Here is a 22,031-nt window from a genome sequence, read left to right as displayed (position 1 = left end):
CAGTCGGGGTGAGACAGGTTTCTTTCAACCTGACGGGTTTGCCAGCTTCGCTGGGCAAACAAAAAACGCGGTGTCATACCGATGACACCGCGTTTTTTATTGAATCTAGCTATGCAAACCTAGTGCTAGCTCACGCATATTGCAGTTCATAAGGCTGAACATTCAACGCAATCTTATGCTCTCTAACAGCCCACAAATCATAAGCATTTTGCAACCTAAGCCAATGATCTGCAGAGGGCTTCTTGAAAGCCAGCTCGAGTCGCAATGCCATTTCTGGGGTAATCGCCCCTCTGCCATTTAACACCTTAGATAGGGTTTTCCTGCTGACATTAAGATGTGCAGAAACATCCGTTATGGTTAACGCCATTGGCTCAATAATGAGCTCTTTTAAGATCTCGCCCGGATGAGCGGGGCTATGCATACTCATTAGTGATAATCCTCGTAGTTCACAATTTCAGCATCTCGGCCATCAAACCGAAAGGTTACTCGCCAGTTGCCATTCACCATGACAGACCAAATTCCATCCCGATTGCCAGAGAGCGTATGAAGTCTCAAACCAGGAAGGTCCATATCATCAATATTTTCAGCTTGATCAAGGTTTGAAAGAATCAACTTTAAGCGATTCTTGTGCTTAGCTTGAATTCCTGCCGTGCTTCCCGTTTTGTAAAAACGTTCAAGGCCTTTGTGTTTGAAAGTTTTAATCATACACAAAACCGTAACCTAAAAGGTTACGGTTTGGAAATTGGTTTTTTAATATAACTTCGGGATTAAGATAGCCAAATATTATTAATGAAAGCTTTAACTGTTAGCTTTCATGTCATCCAGCTTCACTTTCACTGCTTCGGCCTTCTCTGTCAGCTCTGAATAGAGTCTGATGTCGCCGCCGCGTTGAGCTTGCATGGCTTTTTCTAGCAGCTCGCCATATTCTTTATCGAGTTTTTTAATCGGGTCGGACTTAAGAAAAGAAAACATAAATGAGCCTGTCGCTGTGGATGGATTTTATTCATACGCAGGCAATTGGAATTTAGATCCTTTTTTCCTGACAAACCAACAAAACAAAACGCCAACCAGATGTCTCTGATTGGCGTTTTGTTCTCTTCGATGTCATCAGTGGCTGATTTTATCAACGCCACCCAAAAAGCTTAAACGTCGAGGAAATCCATAATTCCTTCAGCCGCCTTACGACCTTCGTCGATTGCTGTTACCACCAAGTCGGAACCACGCACCATGTCACCACCAGCAAAGATTTTTTCGTTGGTCGTCTGGAACATAAATTTACCGTCTTTTGGCGCAACAACACGACCATGAGCATCGGTTTCAATACCGAACTTTTCAAACCAAGGCGCTGGGCTCGCTTGGAAGCCGAAGGCGATCAATACCGTATCGGCAGGAATGATCTGCTCGCTGCCTTCGATGATCTCAGCAGTACGACGACCATTTTCGTCTGGCGCGCCCATTTGAGTCTCCACCACCTTGACGCCTTCCACTTTGCCGTTACCAATAATTTCGACTGGCTGACGGTTGAAAAGGAACTGCACACCTTCTTCTTTGGCGTTTTGCACTTCTTTACGAGAACCGGGCATGTTTTCTTGGTCACGACGATACGCACAAGTCACGCTCTTCGCACCTTGACGAATGGCGGTACGGTTACAGTCCATCGCCGTGTCACCACCACCTAAGACAACGACTTGTTTGCCTTTTAGGTTCACGTAATCGGCTGGGTCTTCTTCAAAATCTAAACAATGGTTGACGTTAGAAATCAGGTAATCCAAGGCATCGTGAACACCCGGCAAATCTTCCCCTGGGAACCCACCTTTCATGTATTTATAAGTCCCCATGCCTAAGAACACAGCATCGTACTCTTCCAACACATGTTCGAATGGCACGTCGTCACCAACAGACGTTCCAAGCACAAACTCCACGCCCATTTCTTCAAAAATTTCACGACGACGCGTCATGACGCTCTTTTCCAGTTTGAATTCTGGAATACCAAAGGTCAGCAGGCCACCGATTTCTGGGTATTTATCAAATACCACAGGCTTAATGCCATTACGTACCAAAATGTCCGCACAAGCCAAACCTGCAGGGCCTGCCCCAACGATAGCAACCGTTTTGTTTACAGGTACCACGTTAGACATATCTGGACGCCAACCCAAAGCAAAGGCCGTGTCTGTAATGTATTTTTCAACTGAACCGATGGTGACGGCACCAAAACCGCCTTCGCCAAGCGTACAAGCGCCTTCACAAAGACGATCTTGTGGGCAAACGCGACCACAGACTTCGGGTAAGGAGTTGGTTTGATGACTCAACTCCGCCGCTTCCAAAATACTGCCTTCACTGACTAATTTGAGCCAGTTTGGAATGTAGTTATGAACGGGGCATTTCCATTCACAGTAAGGGTTACCACACTCCAAGCAACGGTGCGCTTGATCTTTCGCACTGGCTTCTTCAAAGGGTTTATAAATTTCGACGAATTGCGCCTTACGGGTAATTAAAGGCTTCTTTTTAGGATCTTTACGATCCACTTCGACGAATTGAAATACGTTGTTCAAGCGCTCAGACATAAGCTGCTATCTCCTTGGCCGCCTGATAACAAGCGGCACTTCTCTCAAATGGGTCAGACTGATTCATTCACAGCGCTTGGCTCAACGTTTTATTCGTCAAGCCAAGCGCCACAACAGCGTGTTTTATTCCGGACGTTGACGAGTGTTTGCCAACAGCGCGCCTAAACTGGCGGCTTTTGGTTTGACTAGCCAGAACTTACCAATGTAGTCATAGAAGTTTTCTAAGATCTCATGGCCCCATTCGCTGTCAGTTTCTCGGACGTATTCTTCGATCACAGAGCGAAGGTGTGAACGATATTCTTCCGTCAACTCCGTACCGATGCGGTGAATTTCCACCAACTCGTGGTTGTATTTATCCACGAAGGTACGGTCTAAATCGAGTACATAAGCAAAACCGCCTGTCATACCCGCACCAAAGTTATAACCTGTATTGCCAAGTACCGTGACCATACCGCCAGTCATGTACTCACAGCAGTGATCGCCTGCGCCTTCAATAACAGTATAGGCACCGGAGTTACGCACAGCGAAACGCTCACCCGCCGTACCCGCTGCAAACAATTTACCGCCCGTCGCGCCATACAAACAAGTGTTACCAATAATGGCGGAATGTTGCGATTTGAAAATCGAGCCTTTCGGAGAACGAATCACCAACTTGCCGCCCGTCATACCTTTACCCACGTAATCGTTAGCATCACCTTCTAGGTACATATGCAAACCACCCGCGTTCCATACCCCAAAACTTTGACCTGCTGTACCAGTCAATTTCAAGGTAATCGGCGTATCAGACATACCTTGGTTGCCATAACGCTTAGCAATCTCACCAGACAAACGTGCGCCGATCGAACGGTCACAGTTAGTAACATCAAAAGAAAACTCACCGCCTTCTTTTTCTTCAACCACGTCTTTCACCGTATCCCACATTTTTAATGCCAAGAGGCCTTTATCGTGTGGTGGGTTAAAAGGCGTCACACAATATTGTGCTTTGTCCGCTGGAATCGCATCGTTTTTCAAAATAGGTGATAGGTCTAAATTGCGTTGCTTATCGGTTTCACCAGGTAAAATGGTTAACAGATCGGTACGACCAATCAAGTCTTGCAGACTTGCCACACCCAGCTTCGCCAACCATAAGCGTGTATCTTCAGCCATAAAGCGGAAGAAGTTTTTAATCATATCGACCGTGCCGATAAAATGATCATCACGCAAACCTTGGTCCTGTGTTGCCACACCCGTCGCACAGTTGTTCAAGTGACAGATACGCAGGAATTTACAGCCCATCGCCACCATTGGCGTGGTACCAAAACCAAAGCTTTCTGCCCCTAGAATCGCCGCTTTCACCACATCCAGACCGGTTTTTAAACCACCGTCTGTTTGCAGGCGAATTTTGCCACGTAGGTCGTTAGAACGAAGCGCTTGTTGCGCTTCTGCTAAACCTAGTTCCCATGGTGAGCCCGCATGACGAATAGAGGTAATGGGCGATGCCGCCGTACCACCGTCGTAACCAGAGATGGTGATCAAATCCGCGTAAGCTTTCGCGACACCAGCGGCAATCGTACCCACACCCGGTTCAGAAACCAATTTCACAGAAATTAGCGCATCTGGATTCACTTGTTTCAAGTCGAAAATCAGCTGAGCCAAATCCTCGATAGAATAAATATCGTGATGTGGCGGTGGTGAAATCAAGGTCACACCCGGTACGGCATAACGTAGACGAGCAATTAAGCCGTTCACTTTTCCGCCTGGTAACTGACCACCTTCACCCGGTTTCGCACCTTGCGCCACTTTAATCTGTAGCACTTCCGCGTTGACCAAATATTCTGGTGTCACACCAAAACGACCAGAGGCGATTTGCTTGATTTTAGAGCGACGCTCCGTACCGTGACGAGCTGGGTCTTCACCACCCTCACCAGAGTTAGAGCGACAGCCCAATTCGTTCATCGCTTGCGCGAGTGCTTCATGTGCTTCTGGTGACAAGGCACCCAAAGACATACCCGCGGAATCAAAACGAGGCAAAATCTCTTCGATGGACTCAACGCTGTCTAATGGAATCGCTTTTGCTTTATCCGATAACGCAAACAAATCACGTAACATAGAAGCAGGACGATTATTCACCAGCTCAGTGTATTTAGTGAAGTCCTCGAAACGACCACTGCCCACCGCTGTTTGCAAGTTACGCACCACATCAGGGTTAAAGGCATGGTATTCCGCATCATGTACGTATTTTAAATAACCACCTTGCTGAATCGGTTTGCGCAATTTCCAAGCGTTATTGGCAATCGTTTGTTGATCTTGTTGGAAATCTTCAAAGCGAGCGCCTTTAATCCGGCTGGCAACGCCTTTGAAACAAAGATCGACCACTTTCGTGTCCAAACCAACGGCTTCAAACAACTGCGCGCCACGGTAAGAGGCAATGGTAGAAATCCCCATTTTAGAGATAATCTTCATCAAACCTTTGTTAATGCCTTTACGGTATTTCACGTGACAAGCAATGGGGTCACCCAAGACTTCGCCTTTATCAATCATGTCGTTAATCAAACGATAAGAAAGATATGGGTAAACTGCTGTCGCACCAAAGCCTAATAACACCGCAAATTGATGAGGGTCACGAGCAAAGCCTGTGTCGGCAATAATGTTAGAATCACAGCGTAGACCTTGCTTAGACAAATAATGATGCACCGCACCAACGGCCATAGGCGAAGGAATAGGTAGATGGCCTTTCACGATCTCACGGTCGGTCAATACCACAATCACAGCACCATTACGAACCACGTCTGCCGCCTTCAATTGCAAGTCTTTAATCGCTTGCTCAAGAGACACTTCTTCTGGATTGTAATTGGTGTTTAAACGAACCAAACGGAAACGGTGGTCATCTAATGCCAATAAACGACTGTATTTACGAGCCGATAAGATAGGCGAAGACAAGATAATACGGTTTGCGTGTTTTGGCGTTTCTTCAAACAGGTTACGCTCTACACCAATACACGTTTCTAGCGACATCACCACAGATTCGCGCAGCGGATCGATAGGTGGGTTCGTCACTTGGGCAAACTTCTGACGGAAGTAATCTGTCACAGGACGAGTCTGACTGGACATCACCGCCATTGGCGTGTCATCACCCATAGAGCCAACAGCTTCATGACCGCTTTCTGCTAATGGACGGAAAATTTGCTCACGCTCTTCATAAGAGACTTGGAACATTTTCTGATACGTCAGCATTTCTTCTTTGGTAAAAGGAACGAACTCAAGAGACGATTCTTCCAACAAAGATTCGATACGAATGGCTTCCTGCTTCAACCATTTTTTATATGGGTGCATAGACTTAAGACGATTGTCGATGTCATCCGTGTGCAATACTTTGCCATTTTGTGTATCGATCACCAGCATTTGGCCAGGACCTACACGGCCTTTCGACACAACATCTTCTGATTTGTAGCCATATGTGCCCACTTCAGAAGCCAGTGTAATAAAGCCGTTTTTCGTCACGACCCAACGAGCAGGACGCAAACCGTTACGGTCAAGCATACAAATAGCGTGACGACCATCGGTCATTACTAAGCCCGCTGGGCCGTCCCACGGATCCATGTGCATGGAGTTGTACTGATAAAAAGCACGCAACTCTGGATCCATGTTTTCTACGTTCTGCCACGCCGGTGGAATGATCAAACGTGCCGCACGGAAAATATCCACGCCACCAGTCACCAAGACTTCCAACATGTTATCCATGGAAGACGAGTCAGAACCGGTTAAGTTCACAATAGGTTGAAGATCTTGTAATTCAGGGATCAGCGGCGTACGTAGCTTGCTGCTACGAGCCAAAGCCCAATTACGGTTACCTTCAATAGTATTGATTTCACCGTTGTGCGCCAACATACGGAAAGGTTGCGCCAATGGCCACTTAGGCAAGGTATTAGTAGAGAAACGTTGGTGGAAAACACAAATCGCGGTTTGCATTTTTTCATTGCCTAAGTCTTTATAAAAGAAAGGCAAATCCACTGGCATCATCAAACCCTTGTACGCCAACACTTTGTCGGACAAAGAACAGATGTAGAAGTTTTCGTACTGCGCTAAAGCAATCTCTGTTTGACGACGAGCCACAAACAAACGGGTTGCGAAAGTACGAGCATCCATACGGTTGCTATCAACAAATACTTGCTCGATACGCGGCAAGCAATCCATCGCGATAACACCTAAACAAGACGCATCGATCGGCACTTCACGCCAACCGACGACGTTCAAACCTTCATCGGTAAGCTTTTTCGATAAGGTTTCACGTTGCTCACGAGCAAGCGCGTCATCTTGGTCAAGGAACACCATGCCGATACCATAAAGATCAGACAAGGTGTGATTGAATAAAGCGTGGGCTTCACCACGTAAAAATAGGTCAGGCTTTTGAATAAGAAGACCACAACCATCACCCGTTTTGCCATCGGCAGCAATGCCGCCACGGTGTGTCATACATGTCAAAGACTCAATGGCGGTCTTGAGCAATTCGTGGCTTGTATTGCCTTCCATATGCGCAATTAAGCCAAAGCCACAGTTGTCTTTGAACTCGCCAGGACGATAAAGGCCTGCATTCATACACCAACTCCCACAGTTAAAACGTAAAAATAATTATTAGATAAATTCGACGATCAGATGGCTGGGTTAAAAATCGCAAGTATAAACTCACTCACTTCGAGAATGACTATCATCTACCCAAAATACCACCCAAATGGACGATCATACTACCCTGACACCGAGCACTACTCAAACGAGCACAAGCCTGCTTTATGTTATTTTGGCGTTTTTTATAGGGGGTTTAGCGGCAAATAATGCGGACTTAGAGAATTATCTATGGCTGGAGTTTTTCCAAACAGAAAATTCCACTGTTCATTGATGTTTTTCAGAGAATTACAGTGATTTTTACTAAATTAAGGGGGTTACTATACAAAAGCCTCACAAAAAGGGGGATTGATGAGGTTTTCTGTACTGTCATCAGAAGAAAATGCGGCATTCTCAATAAAAAAAACACAAATCGCTAATACTACTTGGCTTTCTTAATATCATCTTGAATTCCACGAGCACTGCGTGCCCAAGGATTAAGGTCACGAATATCTTTCGGAAGAGATTCTGCAACCGCTATGGCTTCACTGCGATTGCGGTAAGAGCCATACACCACAACATACCAATCTCTACCATTGTGTCTCGACTTAAAGTAGCCAAAAGCATCAACACCGCCCTGATCGCGGATAAAATCCTGTACAGTGCCTTTATTATGCGTTCCTAGTAGCTGTAACGTATAACGGCTGGGACTTTGCGATAACCACCACTCGGTTTTATCAAAACGGTCTGGTGTGGGCTTTACACTCACCGTCTCTGTTTTAGGCGCCGTCGGCACAGGCGCAGTCTGAACAGGTGCCGCGGTAGCGGTGACCAGAGGAGCTTCGCCACGGATTGGCGCCGTAGGTAATGCGGGCGCTAACATAGAAGGTGAATTCGTTGACGCATCATTCGACATGCTAATCGGAGGCAGTGACGTATCTTCGGGAATAGGCGGAAGAATGACATCGCCTTCTTGACCTATTTTACGCTGCATGGCGTCAATACGAGCAATGGTCTCAGCCGAGGATTGCCCTTGCCGCGGACTCAAAGGAATCACGTTAGTGGTTCTGTCTGCCGTCGCACTGGGTGTCGATGACTTATCAGAAAACAACACCGCAACGAGAATCCCCAGCATCACAACGGACAGCAATGCCATGTGGGCCAATGGGAATCCCATCGCAAGGTTAAATTTCATTCCCGATTTAATGGCTTTATTGCCATTGCCCATCATCGCTTGCGCTATCTGATTAATACGACCTGGATAGCCGCCAGACTCTTGATGAATCTGCTTAATCTGCTTGTCGTTAAAAGGCAGATTGATTCCGCCTCCAACCGCACGAACACGATGTAATAAATAGGATCGCGTTTGCTCTAAAGAATAAGGTGCCAGAGTAAAGGAATGGCTCAACTGCTCATAACGAGAACGCTGAAAAGCATCTAAGTTACGCGACAGAGGATACTCACTAAACAGCACAACATGAGGAACCGTCTGATTTTCCGTTGCCAATGACATCATATCAAGCAACATACTCACCGCGTCGGTATTAAGTTCTTGAGCATTATCAATTAACACTAATGCCGCTTGGCCTTTTACATCCAAATCATGAGAAAACTTTAACAGAGGCCCGAATGTTGTTTCGTTCGGGGGTTGCGTAAAATGGCCAGCAAAGCCCGAATATATGGCCTGCAATAGCTGCCCCGCGGTCATGAGCATGGAGGCTTTCACGTGACTAATGATAGTGGTGTCATCTTGATGTCGGGCAAATTCCATCAAAAAGCGACTTTTGCCGCTACCTTGCGGTCCTTGAACCACAGACAACAAGCTACTATAGCGACTCAAATGCTCAAGTAAGGCCAATTGCTGATTGCCTTCTTCGGAAGCAAAATAGACAGACGCATCTTTCGAGCCAAAGGGATCCCTCAGCGTGGCTTTTGGCGGCTGATTAAGCGCATCCTCTAGATCAAACTGAAAGTCTGGCTTAGACATAATCGTCCTTCAACAATAAATACCCAACAAGATTAAGCAAAATTCGCTTGTTTACTTGCTTCAAGTGCATCCAAAAGACAAGCATTGAAATCTTCCATTGGGAAGTCAGACGTGACTATCGCTTCCCCTAATGCGCTCAACAATACCAAGCGTAGGCTACCATCCAATACTTTCTTATCCAATGCCATGCGTGCAATGAAGCACTCAAGCGTCATACTCATAGGCGGCAATACAGGTAAATTTGCCGCTTGAAAAAGCGCCACAGAACGACTTACGTCCTGTTCGGTTAAGTTGCCCATGCGCCAAGAAAGATCGATGGCTAACATACTACCAGCCGCAACCGCTTCACCGTGCAACCAATTGCCATAGCCCATTTCCGTTTCTATTGCGTGACCAAACGTATGACCTAGGTTTAAGATAGCACGAATTCCACCTTCTCTCTCGTCTTGCGCCACCACGGTGGCCTTCGCTAAACAGGAGCGATAAATGGCATCGCTAATTTTATCGTTGTCCAATGCCATCAACGGAGCCATTTCTTGTTCCAACCAATCAAAAAATGGCCTATCACAAATCAAACCATACTTAATGACTTCCGCCATGCCCGCTGACAACTCGCGCTGAGGCAAGCTTGATAAGGTTTCTGTATCAATGATCACGGCTTGAGGCTGATAAAACGCCCCAATCATATTTTTACCTAAGGGATGATTCACACCAGTTTTGCCACCAACGGAAGAATCCACTTGCGATAATAAAGTCGTTGGCACTTGAATAAAAGGCACACCACGTTGATACGTTGCCGCCGCAAAGCCAGCCATGTCTCCAACCACACCACCACCTAGGGCAATAATTGTTGTCGTACGGTTATGTTTTGCTTCTAGCAGAGCCGACATAATCAGGCCATACGTGTCCAGCGTTTTATACGCTTCACCGTCCGGCAAAATACACGTATCCACTTTGTAGTCCGCGGACAGCATGGAGACCATGGCATCTAAATACAAAGGAGCAATGGTTTCATTGGTCACTATCATGACTTGTTTACCATGAATAGCATCATCAAAAAGCGACTTTTGCTGGCGAATCCCTCTACCAATAAAAATAGGGTAACTACGATCGCCAAGATCAACGTTTAACGTACGCATCAGGATACTGTAATCTCCATTTTAAGATGACGCCGAATCGCATCCAGCACCTTATTGGCGACAGACCTAGGATGACGAGCATCAGTTTCAATAATAAGATTCGCTACCTCTCGGTATAGAGGGTCGCGCACTTCAAATAGCTTTTTTAATGTCGCTTTCGGGTCGCCCGTCTGTAAAAGAGGACGATGAGTGCTTTTAGACGTACGGTAAAGTTGTTGCGCAACGGACGCATAGAGATAAACCACTAACGCATTCTCACGAAGAATCTCACGATTTTCTTCACGCATCACGATACCGCCGCCTGTTGCTAACACACAATCGCCTGTATCCGACTCGGCTATCGAAGCCAACGCTTGGGTTTCACGCTTACGAAATCCATCTTCGCCTTCACGCTCAAAGATCCAGGGAATGTCAGCACCAGCATTGTCTTCTATGACCTTATCTAAGTCATAGAATTCTTTGCCCATCGACTGGGAAATCAAACGACCTATGGTCGTTTTTCCTGCGCCCATCGGGCCTACTAAAATAATATTGGGGGCTTTTATCATTGTATTCAATTACGTCGGAATTAAGCAGATTTAGACTGCGGCCTAGTTAACTGACATTTGTAGCAGCTTTGGTGTAATAAATACAAGTAATTCAACCTTTTCTTGCTGTTCTGAGCGCCTTTTAAACAACTCACCCACCAATGGAATATCACTTAAGAAAGGCACTCGACTTTCAGACTCGAAGCTTTCTTCGCGAAAAATCCCGCCTAAAACCAACGTCTCTTGGTTTTTCACCACCACTTGTGTTTTTAATCGATTGGTTTTCAAGCTTGGTACACCATTGACTAAATCCCCAACCGAGTCTTGGTGAATATTAAGTGATAACAAAATATGCTCGCCTTCTTTTACAAAGGGGGTCACTTCTAACATGAGTGCCGCTTGACGAAACTCTATACTGACTTTGTCGTCGTTCACTGTTTGATAAGGTACTTCTGTCCCTGATTCAATCCGAGCTGGCTGCCCCTCTGAGGTCACTATCTTTGGCTTTGAAACAACATTTGCCAGCCCTTCACTTTCCATCATATCCAATGTAAAGGCCAATAATCCGGAGCCACCGACACTTGAAAAATCTACATTTGTCGATGGTACCAAGGCACCTAAATCGATAGCGCCACCTAAAGACGATCGCACGCCATCTGACAACTTAGCCTGCCAATTAACACCGAACTGTGATTGCGCCGTACGACTGACTTGAGCGATTTGGGCACTGATTTCAATTTGTCGCAACGGTGCATCCAACCATGCCAATGTTTCCTCTATTCCCTCAGGCGCATCACAAGAATGGGTAATAATGGAATTGGTCCTGTCATCTACAACTAAAGATAACGCCGGATATAAGACCTGTAAGTGCTGACCAACGATGTCGGCTTTGGCGTGTTTTATCACCCAATACTCTTTCTGGCAAACCACACTAGAAGGATTTGCATCAATGGATGATGCCTCATTTGGCATCAGAATAGCGACTCGACCTTGCCATTGCAGTTTTAAATTCGGCTGTTGAGCAATCGACTCCATCACATCTTTCCAACTCGCATCCTTAATAGACAGCGTTAACAGGTCATCAATTTCAGGACTAATCACCACACTCTCATTCATTTGTGATGCCAGCCAAGGCAATACTTCTTGCAGTGGACGCGATTCAAAATACACATCCATTGCCAAAGCAGACTGTGATACGCAAAGTAAACCGAGAAGGAAACGAGACAACCCCTTATTCATATTGATCAACCTCCTCTCGTACCTTTAATTCCTGTATCACACCATCCCTTGCCACCAGGGTAATTTGATCAAACGAAACCGCATTCACTGTCATGCCAGCGGCAGGCAACCAGCTTCCCCGGGTTATCCAATAACGATGGTTTTTATAGGTCAGCATGGCTGACACTGCCTCACCTACTCGCATAGTCGATACCAGTCGCCAATCCTCTTTGTTGAACTGCCGTGTGCGTAATTGGGTCGGCAACCAGTTATGGTATTCTCGGTTCCGCTTAGGAATACCGAGACCAAATCGCAACCGACCTTGCCAATTCCCCTTCGATGCTCTTTGCCAAGACACAGAGCGCAAAACCAAAGGCAGCTGCGCCTCTACGCGCTCCAACACGCTTTGCCATTCTGTCAGTGACGCAGTCCCCTCAATAAGCCATTGTGTGGACCTATCAACGTCTGTTGCCACCACTTGTTGTTGAACCCAAGGGTCATCAGCAAAGTGCATTTGCCGCAGATAATTAGCCCGTTTTTGCCATTGTCGCCATTCATCCTCGGCTTGATTATTGAGTCTTGTATGTTGACTTACGTCGTCGTGCAAATTCGACAAAAAGGGATACCAAACCGCCATTTGTAACAAGATGAATAACAGAACAATCGAACGGGTGATTTCGAAGGAAAAGAATGCGCTACTTTTCAAATACGCTAATAGAGACATCTACCACGTCCTTATGTGCTCTTACCAAAGACGAATCAGATTGCTGTTGCACAATCTCCCAACGCCAATCTGGGTATTGTTGCTGCCAACGAGAGAGCAATACGTCTAAATCTTGCTCCAACAATGTCATTTCAAAAGACATCCCCTCTAACTCACTATTCACCCCCTCAAGGCGAACGGAATCGGGTAAAGCCTGAATTAGGGACAATACAGATTCCGTCATCCCTCCCACCTCTTCCTCTGAGGACCAGGCGGATTGAGACGCTAATGTTTGCTGACGAGCTAGGATCATCTGTGCAGCTTCATCCTGTAGATAAAATGAATACAGCACCGCCGCACAATGCAGTAAAACGCTTATTCCACCTAACACAACCCAAAGGCGACGAGCTCGTTGCTGCTTTACTTTATTAGGTTGATAAGGCGAGAGCGCGTGCTGCGAACAATGGGCCCAAGTGCGATCACGAGACGACATCCCCAGCCACTGACTTTGCGACATCAATAGACAAGATTTCGCAATAGATTGAAAAGGTAAACAAAGCTGCTCAGCCCACTCCGCCGCACAGGCAAATACGCGCAATTGACGATCTCCAACGGACACGTCTAAGCACTGGTAATTAAACACCAAGGTTTCTGGTGGCAAAAAGCTTGTCTCGACAGCGTGACTCAACGCCGCTAAAGGCAATAACGATGAAGGAACAGAATGTTCCAGAGAGCATTGAGAGACCGAAAGCCAGTCATCGGGAATCAAAACAACGATACGAGAGCAAGTAGGAACACTATCAAATGATAAGGCTTGTTGAATCGATAACAGATGCGAAGCATCTATCGTCAGGTGATCCTCTAAAGCGTAGGACGTTAACCACTCAACAGACTCACTGGGGGTATGGAACGTGCATTTTTCGGCCGAATATATGGCCACAGAATAGGCAGACATGAGCGTCATCATTCATCCTTGAAATAATCAGCAACAGGGCGTAATTTTTATTTGGCATCCTGACCAAATTTTTAACAAGATAACACGATTTGATGCAAAGTTAACCACCTATTCTGTAATCATCTTAGGTATAATGGGGACTTCCCATCCAGCATCCATTGGATTTATATGGCTAAGGCACTAAAAATACTCTTTATTCTCGGCCTCTTTGGCACCCTTTGTGCGGTCGGTATCACCTATGCAATCTATTACAGTGTAAAAGATCGCATTCCTACGGTTGAAGAGCTCAAAGACATCGAACTAAGAATTCCGTTACGCATCTATACTGCCGACAACCTACTAATAGGTGAGTTTGGTGAGCAACGCCGCACACCTATCAGCTATTCAGAGATCCCGCCCAACTTAGAGCATGCTATTTTAGCGGCTGAGGACACCAATTTTTATCACCATCCAGGCGTTGATATCCTTGGTTTAGGCCGAGCCGTCATGCAACTGGTCACCACTGGACAAATTCAAAGTGGTGGTAGCACCATCACGATGCAAGTGGCTAGAAACTATTTTCTATCCTTTGAGCAAACCTTCACGCGCAAATTCACCGAAATCTTCATTTCCTTAAAAATGGAGCGCGAACTGTCAAAACACGACATTCTTGAGTTGTACGTCAATAAGATTTACTTAGGAAATCGTGCCTATGGCTTTGAGGCTGCCGCTCAAGTGTATTATGGCAAAAACCTAAGTGAACTGGATCTTGCCCAGTTGGCCATGATAGCCGGTCTGCCAAAAGCACCGTCGCGTTTTAACCCTGTGGCAAACCCTTCCCGTGCATTGATTCGTCGTAACTGGATACTGCAACGCATGTTATCACTTGGCATGATAGACAAAGACGCTTACCAAAATGCCGTAGAATCACCAATAACAGCTAAAAACCACGGAGTTATGCCCGATATTGAAGCTGGATATATTGCCGAGATGGTGCGCGCTGAGCTCTACAACACCTTCGGAGACAACCTTTACAGTACGGGAATGACGGTCTACACGACCATTGATTCGAAACGACAAAAAGCCGCCAACGAAGCCATTTTCAATGGCGTACTAGATTACGATATGCGCCACGGCTACCGAGGCTCTCTTGAGAAACGTACTGACCTGATTAATGCCCCGCTGGAAGAGCAGAAAAAGGCCTTACAAGACATAGGAAGGTTTAAAAACTGGCAAACGGCATTGGTGCTGTCTACCACAAACACAACGGCAGATGTACGTCTTGCAAATGGTGAACGCGCCACCCTACCATGGGAGGCTGTTAAATGGGCAAGATCCTATATAAACGAAGATTCCCAAGGTCCATATCCCTCTAAAGTGGCTGATGTATTGGTGCCCGGTGATATTGTTCGCTTACGCCCAGATAACAAACTTGAATGGTTACTAGCACAAAAACCTTCCATTCAAAGCGCTCTTGTCTCTCTCAACAGTAAAGACGGTGCGATTCAAGCATTAGTGGGCGGCTTTAATTTCTTTGAGAACAAGTTTAACCGTGTTACTCAATCTAAGCGCCAGCCAGGCTCTAATTTCAAACCCTTTATTTACGCCAGTGCGTTGGATCGCGGCTACACGGCCGCCAGCATTATCAATGATGCCCCTGTGGTTTTTAATGATAGAAATTTAGAGTCCGCATGGCGTCCAACCAATGATGGTGGTAAGTTTTATGGCCCTACACGATTACGTGAGGCTCTGTATCGTTCACAAAATATCGTGTCTGTGCGTTTACTTGAAGAGCTCGGTATTCGCCCTACTCTCAATTACTTGAGCAAGTTCGGCTTTGATCCAGACGATCTACCTTATAACCTGTCGTTGTCTTTAGGCAGTGCTAACCTATCGCCACTGCAAATAGCAACAGGGTACGCTGTTTTCTCCAATGGTGGTTATCAAGTACAACCCTATCTCATCAATAAGGTCATCGATCGGAATGATAATGTCTTATTTCAAGCTAGCCCGGCCACAGTATGCGTAACGTGCACGCCACTTGAGAAAACCACAGACGATGAACCTCAAATGGGATTATTTGATACTCCAGAGGGCATCGTTAGCCTACCAATGGCGCCTCAAGTTATTGATCCTGAAGTAAATTACATAATCTACGACATGATGCGAGATGTCATTAAACTCGGTACAGGACGACGCGCTAGGGTATTAGAACGCGACGATCTAGCAGGCAAAACAGGCACCACAAATGATGTTCGCGACGCTTGGTTCTCAGGCTTCAATGGTGAACTGGTCACTTCCGTATGGAGTGGTTTTGATAACTCATCGCCCCTCGGTAGAGGGGAATGGGGCGGCTCTGTTTCACTTCCAGCATGGATAGATTACATGAGAGACGCTCTACAGGGCACTCCACTGTCTTTCGTGACCAAACCTTCTTCTTTAGTGACCGTTCGCATTGACCCTAATACTGGAGAGCGTGCTTTACCTGGTCAATCTAATGCTATTTTTGAGATTTTTAGAAAAGATCACGTACCGCCACAACGCAATCTAAACTTGCCAACATTAAACAATAATCGCGACAGCGAATCACGCGAAGAGAAGCAAGAAACCAATGCGTTAGAAAACTTGTTCTAACCTAGGTTTATAGCCTATAAAAATGCCAGCCCAGTGCTGGCATTTTTATCTCTTTGAACGCTCTAGCTCCACTTGGGCTGAGGAGCTTGGTAAGCTTTCACGGCCGCTAGCAAGGTTTCTGGGGTACTCTCTTTAATAACCATATCAATGTAAGACTGCTTCACGAAGCCTGCCTGCTGCATACTGTCTACCATGGTAAAGAGAGGATCATAAAAGCCATTTAAATTATAAAAGACACAAGGTTTACTATGTAGACCAAGTTGCCCCCAGGTCCACACTTCAAACATTTCCTCCAAGGTCCCTACCCCACCTGGAAGCGCCACAAATGCATCAGCCAATTCGCTCATCTTAGCTTTACGCTCATGCATATTGGCTACCACATGGAGTTCGGTTAATCCTGTGTGAGCGATTTCCTTGGACTCAAGATGAGACGGAATCACGCCAATGACTCTTCCCCCAGCTTGCAAGGCTGCATTCGCTATCACCCCCATTAAGCCAACATTTCCTCCGCCGTAAACAATGTCTATCCCTTGCCCAGCAAGGTACACGGCCAACGCTTTTACGCCATTGGCATATTCGGGGGAATTACCCGCAGCGGAGCCACAATATATTGCAACTTTCATGACACAACTCCTAGTTAATCCAAGCTATTCCTGCTTATTGATCAATGAAAATACCGTATTAATACTATTTAGCCATAAAAAAAGCGGCTCTTTTTTAGAGAGCCGCCTTGTAACAGATCAAGATTCGATTAAGCACCGAAGTGATCAAGATTCTCTAGTGGATAAAAATCTGGGTATGGCAGCAATGCCACACCGGAATCTACCGCTGCACGAGCCACCGCGGCAGACACCACGTTAAGCAAACGAGAATCCATTGGTTTTGGCAGGATATATTCTTTGCCAAAGCTCAATGGTGCGCCACCGTAAGCTGCAACCACATCCGCAGGTGCTTCTTCTTTCGCAAGATCTTTCAGAGCATGCACAGCCGCAACTTTCATTTCTTCGTTGATTTTAGTCGCACGAACGTCTAAAGCACCACGGAAGATGAAAGGGAAACCAAGTACGTTATTTACTTGGTTCGGATAATCTGAACGACCTGTTGCCATGATCAAATCATCACGCGTTGCACGAGCAAGCTCTGGATTGATTTCTGGGTCTGGGTTTGAACAAGCAAAAACGATTGGATTCGCCGCCATTTTCGCAAGCTGTTCTGCAGACAATAAATCTGGACCAGATACACCGATGAAAACATCAGCGCCATCGATCGCATCGTCCAAATTGCGCTTATCCGTATCAATCGCAAACATGGCTTTAAATTGGTTCAAATCCGTACGGCCAGAGTGAATAACGCCGTTACGGTCAAGAACGAAGATGTTTTCGCGCTGTGCACCGCATGCAATGATTAACTTCATACACGCGGTTGCGGCAGCACCCGCACCAAGACAAACGATTTTAGCGTCAGCAATGTCTTTACCTTGAAGCTCAAGCGCATTCAACAGACCCGCCGCGGTAACAATCGCTGTACCATGTTGGTCATCGTGGAAAACCGGAATAGAACAACGCTCGATCAATTGACGTTCAATTTCAAAACACTCAGGTGCTTTGATGTCTTCTAAGTTGATACCGCCGTATGTGTTGGCAATACGAGCCACAGTATCAATGAATGCCTGTGGACTTTCAGATTCCACTTCCACATCAACGGAGTTAATACCAGCAAAGCGCTTAAACAATAAACCTTTACCTTCCATTACTGGCTTACTTGCCAATGGGCCTAGATTGCCTAATCCGAGGATCGCAGAACCATCAGAGATCACGGCAACCAAGTTGCCTTTACCGGTATAACGGTAAGCCGCTTCTGGGTCTTTTGCGATTTCACGACAAGGCTCAGCCACACCTGGGCTATAAGCGAGAGAAAGATCACGAGCGGTTGCTGTTGGTTTCGTAATAGTAACGCTAAGTTTGCCTGGAACTGGATATTGGTGATAATCCAACGCTGCTTGCTTTATATCTTCTGCCATTATGATGTTTCCGTCTATTTGGTGTTATTAATTAGTTTTATCATAGCCAAACTGGGCCTTGTCCCCAAGCCTACAAAAGCTTCGAAAGTGGCACCTTATAATTCTGTGTCGCCAGAATAATCGATATACTCATTACTTTAAAGCGTAAAACCATAGGAATATTCTATCAATCAATGCTTGTTAGAAACGTTGATTTCACGCAAATCATTCGGATGTCTTACTGACAAAACCCAAGATTTAAAGTCTGAATACCGGCTTTTCCTTTGATGTTGCCAACCACGTACCTCTATTTCCTTGCCTTCAAACGCAAATACTGTTTGAGCAGACCAATAGTCGATAGTATTAGGTGGCAAATTGATCACTAGATCCTGATCGGTTTCTAGCCACCAACCTCCTCGGTTCTGAGTAATGGAAGTGATGTTAACACGAGAGATTGCAAAGCCAGCTTTTGGCTGCCATTGCAAATTTTGCTGCCATAATCCCTTATGCGCATTGCGAGCTGTGTCTTCAGCGGCCTCAAAACAATCTTGATAGGCTAAGTTTGGAGGAATCGCAATACGATAACCAAGTCCTTCGGATAGTAACTGACTCGTCAGTGAAATACGATCTTTATCGAAAAGGTAGTACAAATAACGACCGTATCTATCTTGATCATTTTTGGACTCTTGCAGGTAAACAAATTGATCGAGACGAGAGCGAAGAAACTGCGTCGCCTCAACCGCAAAAGGCTCATGATTGCCTTTTTTGTGATCCAGTTCTGGGGTATCAATACCCACTAATCGCACTTTTCGACCATCCGTCAGATGAACCGTATCACCGTCCACAACTCTCTTGATCTGGGCCTTCTCAAGCGTTCCTGTTGCTACACAGGTAGCATCACCATGAGCCGCAAAGGACAAAAACAAAAAAAGCGCCAAGCAAACTTGGCGCTTTTTTAATGGGATCACTATCATGCCACCAATTACTTAGTAGTACGACGTGCTCCGAAACGCTTGTTAAAGCGATCAACACGACCACCAGTATCAACCATTTTTTGTTGACCTGTGTAGAATGGGTGACAGTTGCTGCATACGTCAACGTGCATGTCTTTACCAAGCGTTGAATGTAGGTTTAGCGTGTTACCACAAGTACAAGTTGCTGTAATTGCAGAGTAATTTGGGTGAATATCTTTTTTCATCGTATATACCTTTGGGTTTAATGTGCCGCCACTTGGTCGATCATTAATGGGCTATTGCCGCGCCAAGCACCGCACGTTTTTTTGTACAGACATTGTACAGTATTGCGCAAGAGTGGCGTATTTTAGGGATCTATTGCTCAATCGGCAACCTTTTTATCATGCTTTGCTGATAAAATTGTCACTCGCACCAACCCACTACTCTGACGTACACTTACCCATTAATAAAAATGCTATCTTTTGCTTTACTGAACAAGGCCTAATCTAACGCATGTCTGAAGTGCTTCTCACTCTTTCTCCATACATAAAAGTCGCGTTACCTGTGCCAATGCGGACCTTATTCGACTACAAAGTCCCCAAAGCCATTACCCTGCGGCATGAGCTAAAACCGGGCATGAGAGTCAAGGTCCCCTTTGGCAAAAGTAGCCGTCTTGGGGTGATTGTCGCTCTTAGTGACCACAGCGAGTGGGACCCAGAGCAGATTAAGCCGCTCACCTCACTGCATGATAAAAGCCCTGTTATTAGCGCCGAATTAATGGCCCTGTGTGAGTGGGCAGCACGCTATTATCATCACCCCATTGGTGATGTCATCTTTCATGCGCTGCCTATTCTTTTGCGCAAAGGTGAAAATGCCGAGTTCCGTACAGAAAATTGGTGGTTTACGACAGAAAAAGGACAAGCCATTTCACTGGAACAACTCAGTCGTGCACCACGTCAACAAGACTTTTTAAAAGCCGTACAACAACACCCTAATGGTTTAAGTCAGCATGCCGCCTCAGTCTTAGACCTTGCACCTAGTGCTGCCAAGATTCTGGAGGAAAAGGGACTCTTGCGCAAAGAACCCCGCTCTTTTAACAAAGGCGGAGAAAGACATGCCCATGTGACACAAATACCTCCGACACTGAACATGGAGCAAATGCGAGCGACAGAGCATATATTGGATTATCGCCACCAGTTCCATGTCGCCTTATTAGACGGTGTGACGGGGAGCGGTAAAACCGAAGTTTTTTTACGTGTCATGGCACGCCTGATCGAAGAGGGAAAACAGATTCTGGTGATGGTGCCAGAAATAGGCCTAACACCACAAACACTAAAACGCTTTGAGAATCGTTTCAACACCGATATTGTGCTGATGCACTCTAACATGAGTGACAGAGAGCGGTTAGACGCTTGGCTGTTAGCCGCAAGCGGCCATGCTAAGATCATCATCGGCACAAGATCCGCGGCTTTCATCCCCGCCCCCAACCTTGGCCTAATCGTTATTGATGAAGAACACGATACCTCATACAAACAACATGAAGGCTTCCGTTATCACGCACGCGATCTTGCGATTAAACGCGCTCAAGCACTGAATATTCCCGTCTTACTTGCTTCGGCCACACCGTCATATGAGAGTTTAACCAACGCCCTGCAAAAACGCTTTGCTTGGCTCAAACTGCGTCAGCGAGCTGGCAACGCACAGATACCTAAAATGGAAAGAGTAGACTTACGAGGAAAAAGCTTGGTACATGGTTTCAGCGAACAAGCACTCGTAAACATGAAGCAATGCTTAGAACGCAAAGAACAAGTACTGGTATTTTTGAACCGTCGCGGCTACGCCCCCACTCTAATGTGTCACCAGTGTGGCTGGATTGCCGCCTGTGATCATTGCGATGTTAACCTCACGGTACACAAACGTGCTAACAAACTGCATTGTCACCATTGTGATACGCAAAAAGCGCTCATTCATACTTGCCCTGAATGTCAGTCGGAAGAGTTATTTACCGTTGGTGAAGGTACAGAGCAAATTGAAACCCAACTCAGCACACTGTTCAAAGAAGTGCCTATTTTACGTATTGACCGTGACAGTACCCAACGTAAATCGGCCATGGCAAAACTTACCCAGAAAATCCATGAGCATGACCAAGCCATTCTCATTGGCACACAAATGCTCGCCAAAGGACATCATTTCCCTAACGTCACCCTTGTCATCATTATGGACGCCGATGCTGGGTTATTTTCTTCTGATTTTCGAGGTATGGAGCGCACTGCTCAGCTTATCACGCAGGTCGCTGGCCGCGCTGGTCGCGCGAAAAAACCAGGCCACGTCTTATTGCAAACCTATCACCCCGATCATGCTGCGATTGAATGCCTGTGTAATCTTGGTTACGAACACTTTGCCATTGATGGACTGGCCGAGCGTAAATCTTTATCACTTCCGCCCTTTTATCATCAAGTCATCGTTCGTGCTGAATCCGGCAATGAACAGGAAGCCATGCAACTGTTATCCGCGATGAGAAACGACTTAGAGCCTTTCTTCGCCAAAGAGGTTTATCTGGTTGGTCCCTATACCGCTATCATAGTACGCAAAGCAGGCCAGCACAGGGCGCTTATCTCAATTAAAGCCGCTCAACGTGGGCCCTTGCACCAAGCCACCCAAATGATGACTGAATGGCTAGAGCAATCCACTAAACAGCATAGAATTCGCTTTGCAATTGATGTCGATCCACTGGAAACTTACTGATCTTGGCCGCATAATGTGCGCAACTCACACTGATCCCTATTTACTTATGC

17 protein-coding genes are annotated in these 22,031 nt (G+C 46.1%); 2 read left to right on the top strand and 15 right to left on the bottom strand.

Annotation, left to right across the window (positions count from 1 at the left end; all coding sequences use genetic code 11):
- Positions 1 to 130: 130 nt before the first annotated feature.
- The 11 genes from DK187_RS19675 to DK187_RS19625 form a co-directional block, all read right to left on the bottom strand.
- The gene (locus DK187_RS19675) at positions 131 to 427 is read right to left on the bottom strand and encodes a HigA family addiction module antitoxin (RefSeq protein WP_111609011.1); all 297 of its coding nucleotides are present in this window, start codon (positions 425 to 427) and stop codon (positions 131 to 133) included.
- Positions 427 to 705, bottom strand: coding sequence for a type II toxin-antitoxin system RelE/ParE family toxin (locus tag DK187_RS19670; protein WP_111609010.1), 279 nt, complete (start codon positions 703 to 705; stop codon positions 427 to 429). The genes DK187_RS19675 and DK187_RS19670 overlap by 1 nt, the downstream gene beginning before the upstream one ends.
- 93 nt (positions 706 to 798) lie before the next feature.
- Positions 799 to 972: a DUF6435 family protein gene (locus tag DK187_RS19665; RefSeq protein ID WP_111609009.1), complete on the bottom strand. Its 174-nt coding sequence runs from the start codon at positions 970 to 972 to the stop codon at positions 799 to 801.
- Between the two features lie 170 nt (positions 973 to 1,142).
- Positions 1,143 to 2,564, bottom strand: a complete 1,422-nt coding sequence (locus DK187_RS19660; RefSeq protein ID WP_111609008.1) for an FAD-dependent oxidoreductase — start codon at positions 2,562 to 2,564, stop codon at positions 1,143 to 1,145.
- Positions 2,565 to 2,687: 123 nt separating this feature from the next.
- On the bottom strand, positions 2,688 to 7,139 hold the full coding sequence (gltB, locus tag DK187_RS19655) for a glutamate synthase large subunit (RefSeq protein ID WP_111609007.1): 4,452 nt from the start codon (positions 7,137 to 7,139) through the stop codon (positions 2,688 to 2,690).
- 445 nt (positions 7,140 to 7,584) lie between these two features.
- Complete coding sequence (locus tag DK187_RS19650) at positions 7,585 to 9,129, bottom strand: SPOR domain-containing protein (RefSeq protein WP_111609006.1); 1,545 nt, start codon at positions 9,127 to 9,129, stop codon at positions 7,585 to 7,587.
- A gap of 32 nt (positions 9,130 to 9,161) precedes the next feature.
- On the bottom strand, positions 9,162 to 10,268 hold the full coding sequence (gene aroB, locus DK187_RS19645; protein ID WP_111609005.1) for a 3-dehydroquinate synthase: 1,107 nt from the start codon (positions 10,266 to 10,268) through the stop codon (positions 9,162 to 9,164).
- Entirely contained in the window at positions 10,268 to 10,816 is a 549-nt protein-coding gene (locus tag DK187_RS19640) for a shikimate kinase (protein ID WP_111609004.1), read from the bottom strand. Before DK187_RS19640 ends, aroB begins: the two co-directional genes overlap by 1 nt.
- Positions 10,817 to 10,858: 42 nt before the next feature.
- Entirely contained in the window at positions 10,859 to 12,034 is a 1,176-nt protein-coding gene (locus DK187_RS19635; protein ID WP_111609003.1) for a type IV pilus secretin PilQ, read from the bottom strand.
- Complete coding sequence (locus tag DK187_RS19630) at positions 12,027 to 12,737, bottom strand: hypothetical protein (protein WP_111609002.1); 711 nt, start codon at positions 12,735 to 12,737, stop codon at positions 12,027 to 12,029. Before DK187_RS19630 ends, DK187_RS19635 begins: the two co-directional genes overlap by 8 nt.
- Complete coding sequence (locus DK187_RS19625; RefSeq protein ID WP_162623564.1) at positions 12,709 to 13,671, bottom strand: hypothetical protein; 963 nt, start codon at positions 13,669 to 13,671, stop codon at positions 12,709 to 12,711. Before DK187_RS19625 ends, DK187_RS19630 begins: the two co-directional genes overlap by 29 nt.
- A gap of 168 nt (positions 13,672 to 13,839) precedes the next feature.
- Between DK187_RS19625 and DK187_RS19620 the strand changes: the two genes are divergently transcribed.
- A complete protein-coding gene (locus DK187_RS19620) occupies positions 13,840 to 16,284 on the top strand; it encodes a penicillin-binding protein 1A (RefSeq protein WP_111609000.1) in 2,445 nt (814 codons plus the stop codon).
- A 62-nt stretch (positions 16,285 to 16,346) separates the two neighbouring features.
- Here DK187_RS19620 and DK187_RS19615 read toward each other — a convergent pair whose 3' ends face one another.
- The 4 genes from DK187_RS19615 to rpmE form a co-directional block, all read right to left on the bottom strand.
- The gene (locus DK187_RS19615; RefSeq protein ID WP_111608999.1) at positions 16,347 to 16,907 is read right to left on the bottom strand and encodes an LOG family protein; all 561 of its coding nucleotides are present in this window, start codon (positions 16,905 to 16,907) and stop codon (positions 16,347 to 16,349) included.
- Positions 16,908 to 17,035: 128 nt separating this feature from the next.
- Positions 17,036 to 18,304 (bottom strand): malic enzyme-like NAD(P)-binding protein, encoded by a 1,269-nt coding sequence (locus DK187_RS19610; protein WP_111608998.1) that lies wholly within the window; start codon positions 18,302 to 18,304, stop codon positions 17,036 to 17,038.
- Positions 18,305 to 18,474: 170 nt separating this feature from the next.
- Positions 18,475 to 19,257: a thermonuclease family protein gene (locus DK187_RS19605; RefSeq protein ID WP_111608997.1), complete on the bottom strand. Its 783-nt coding sequence runs from the start codon at positions 19,255 to 19,257 to the stop codon at positions 18,475 to 18,477.
- Between the two features lie 8 nt (positions 19,258 to 19,265).
- Complete coding sequence (rpmE, locus tag DK187_RS19600; RefSeq protein WP_111608996.1) at positions 19,266 to 19,481, bottom strand: 50S ribosomal protein L31; 216 nt, start codon at positions 19,479 to 19,481, stop codon at positions 19,266 to 19,268.
- Positions 19,482 to 19,749: 268 nt separating this feature from the next.
- Between rpmE and DK187_RS19595 the strand changes: the two genes are divergently transcribed.
- Positions 19,750 to 21,981: a primosomal protein N' gene (locus tag DK187_RS19595; RefSeq protein ID WP_111608995.1), complete on the top strand. Its 2,232-nt coding sequence runs from the start codon at positions 19,750 to 19,752 to the stop codon at positions 21,979 to 21,981.
- Positions 21,982 to 22,031 lie beyond the last annotated feature (50 nt).

The sequence above is a fragment of the Marinomonas arctica genome, assembly GCF_003259225.1.
Lineage (GTDB): Bacteria > Pseudomonadota > Gammaproteobacteria > Pseudomonadales > Marinomonadaceae > Marinomonas > Marinomonas arctica.
This window is presented reverse-complemented; position numbering and strand designations above follow the sequence as displayed.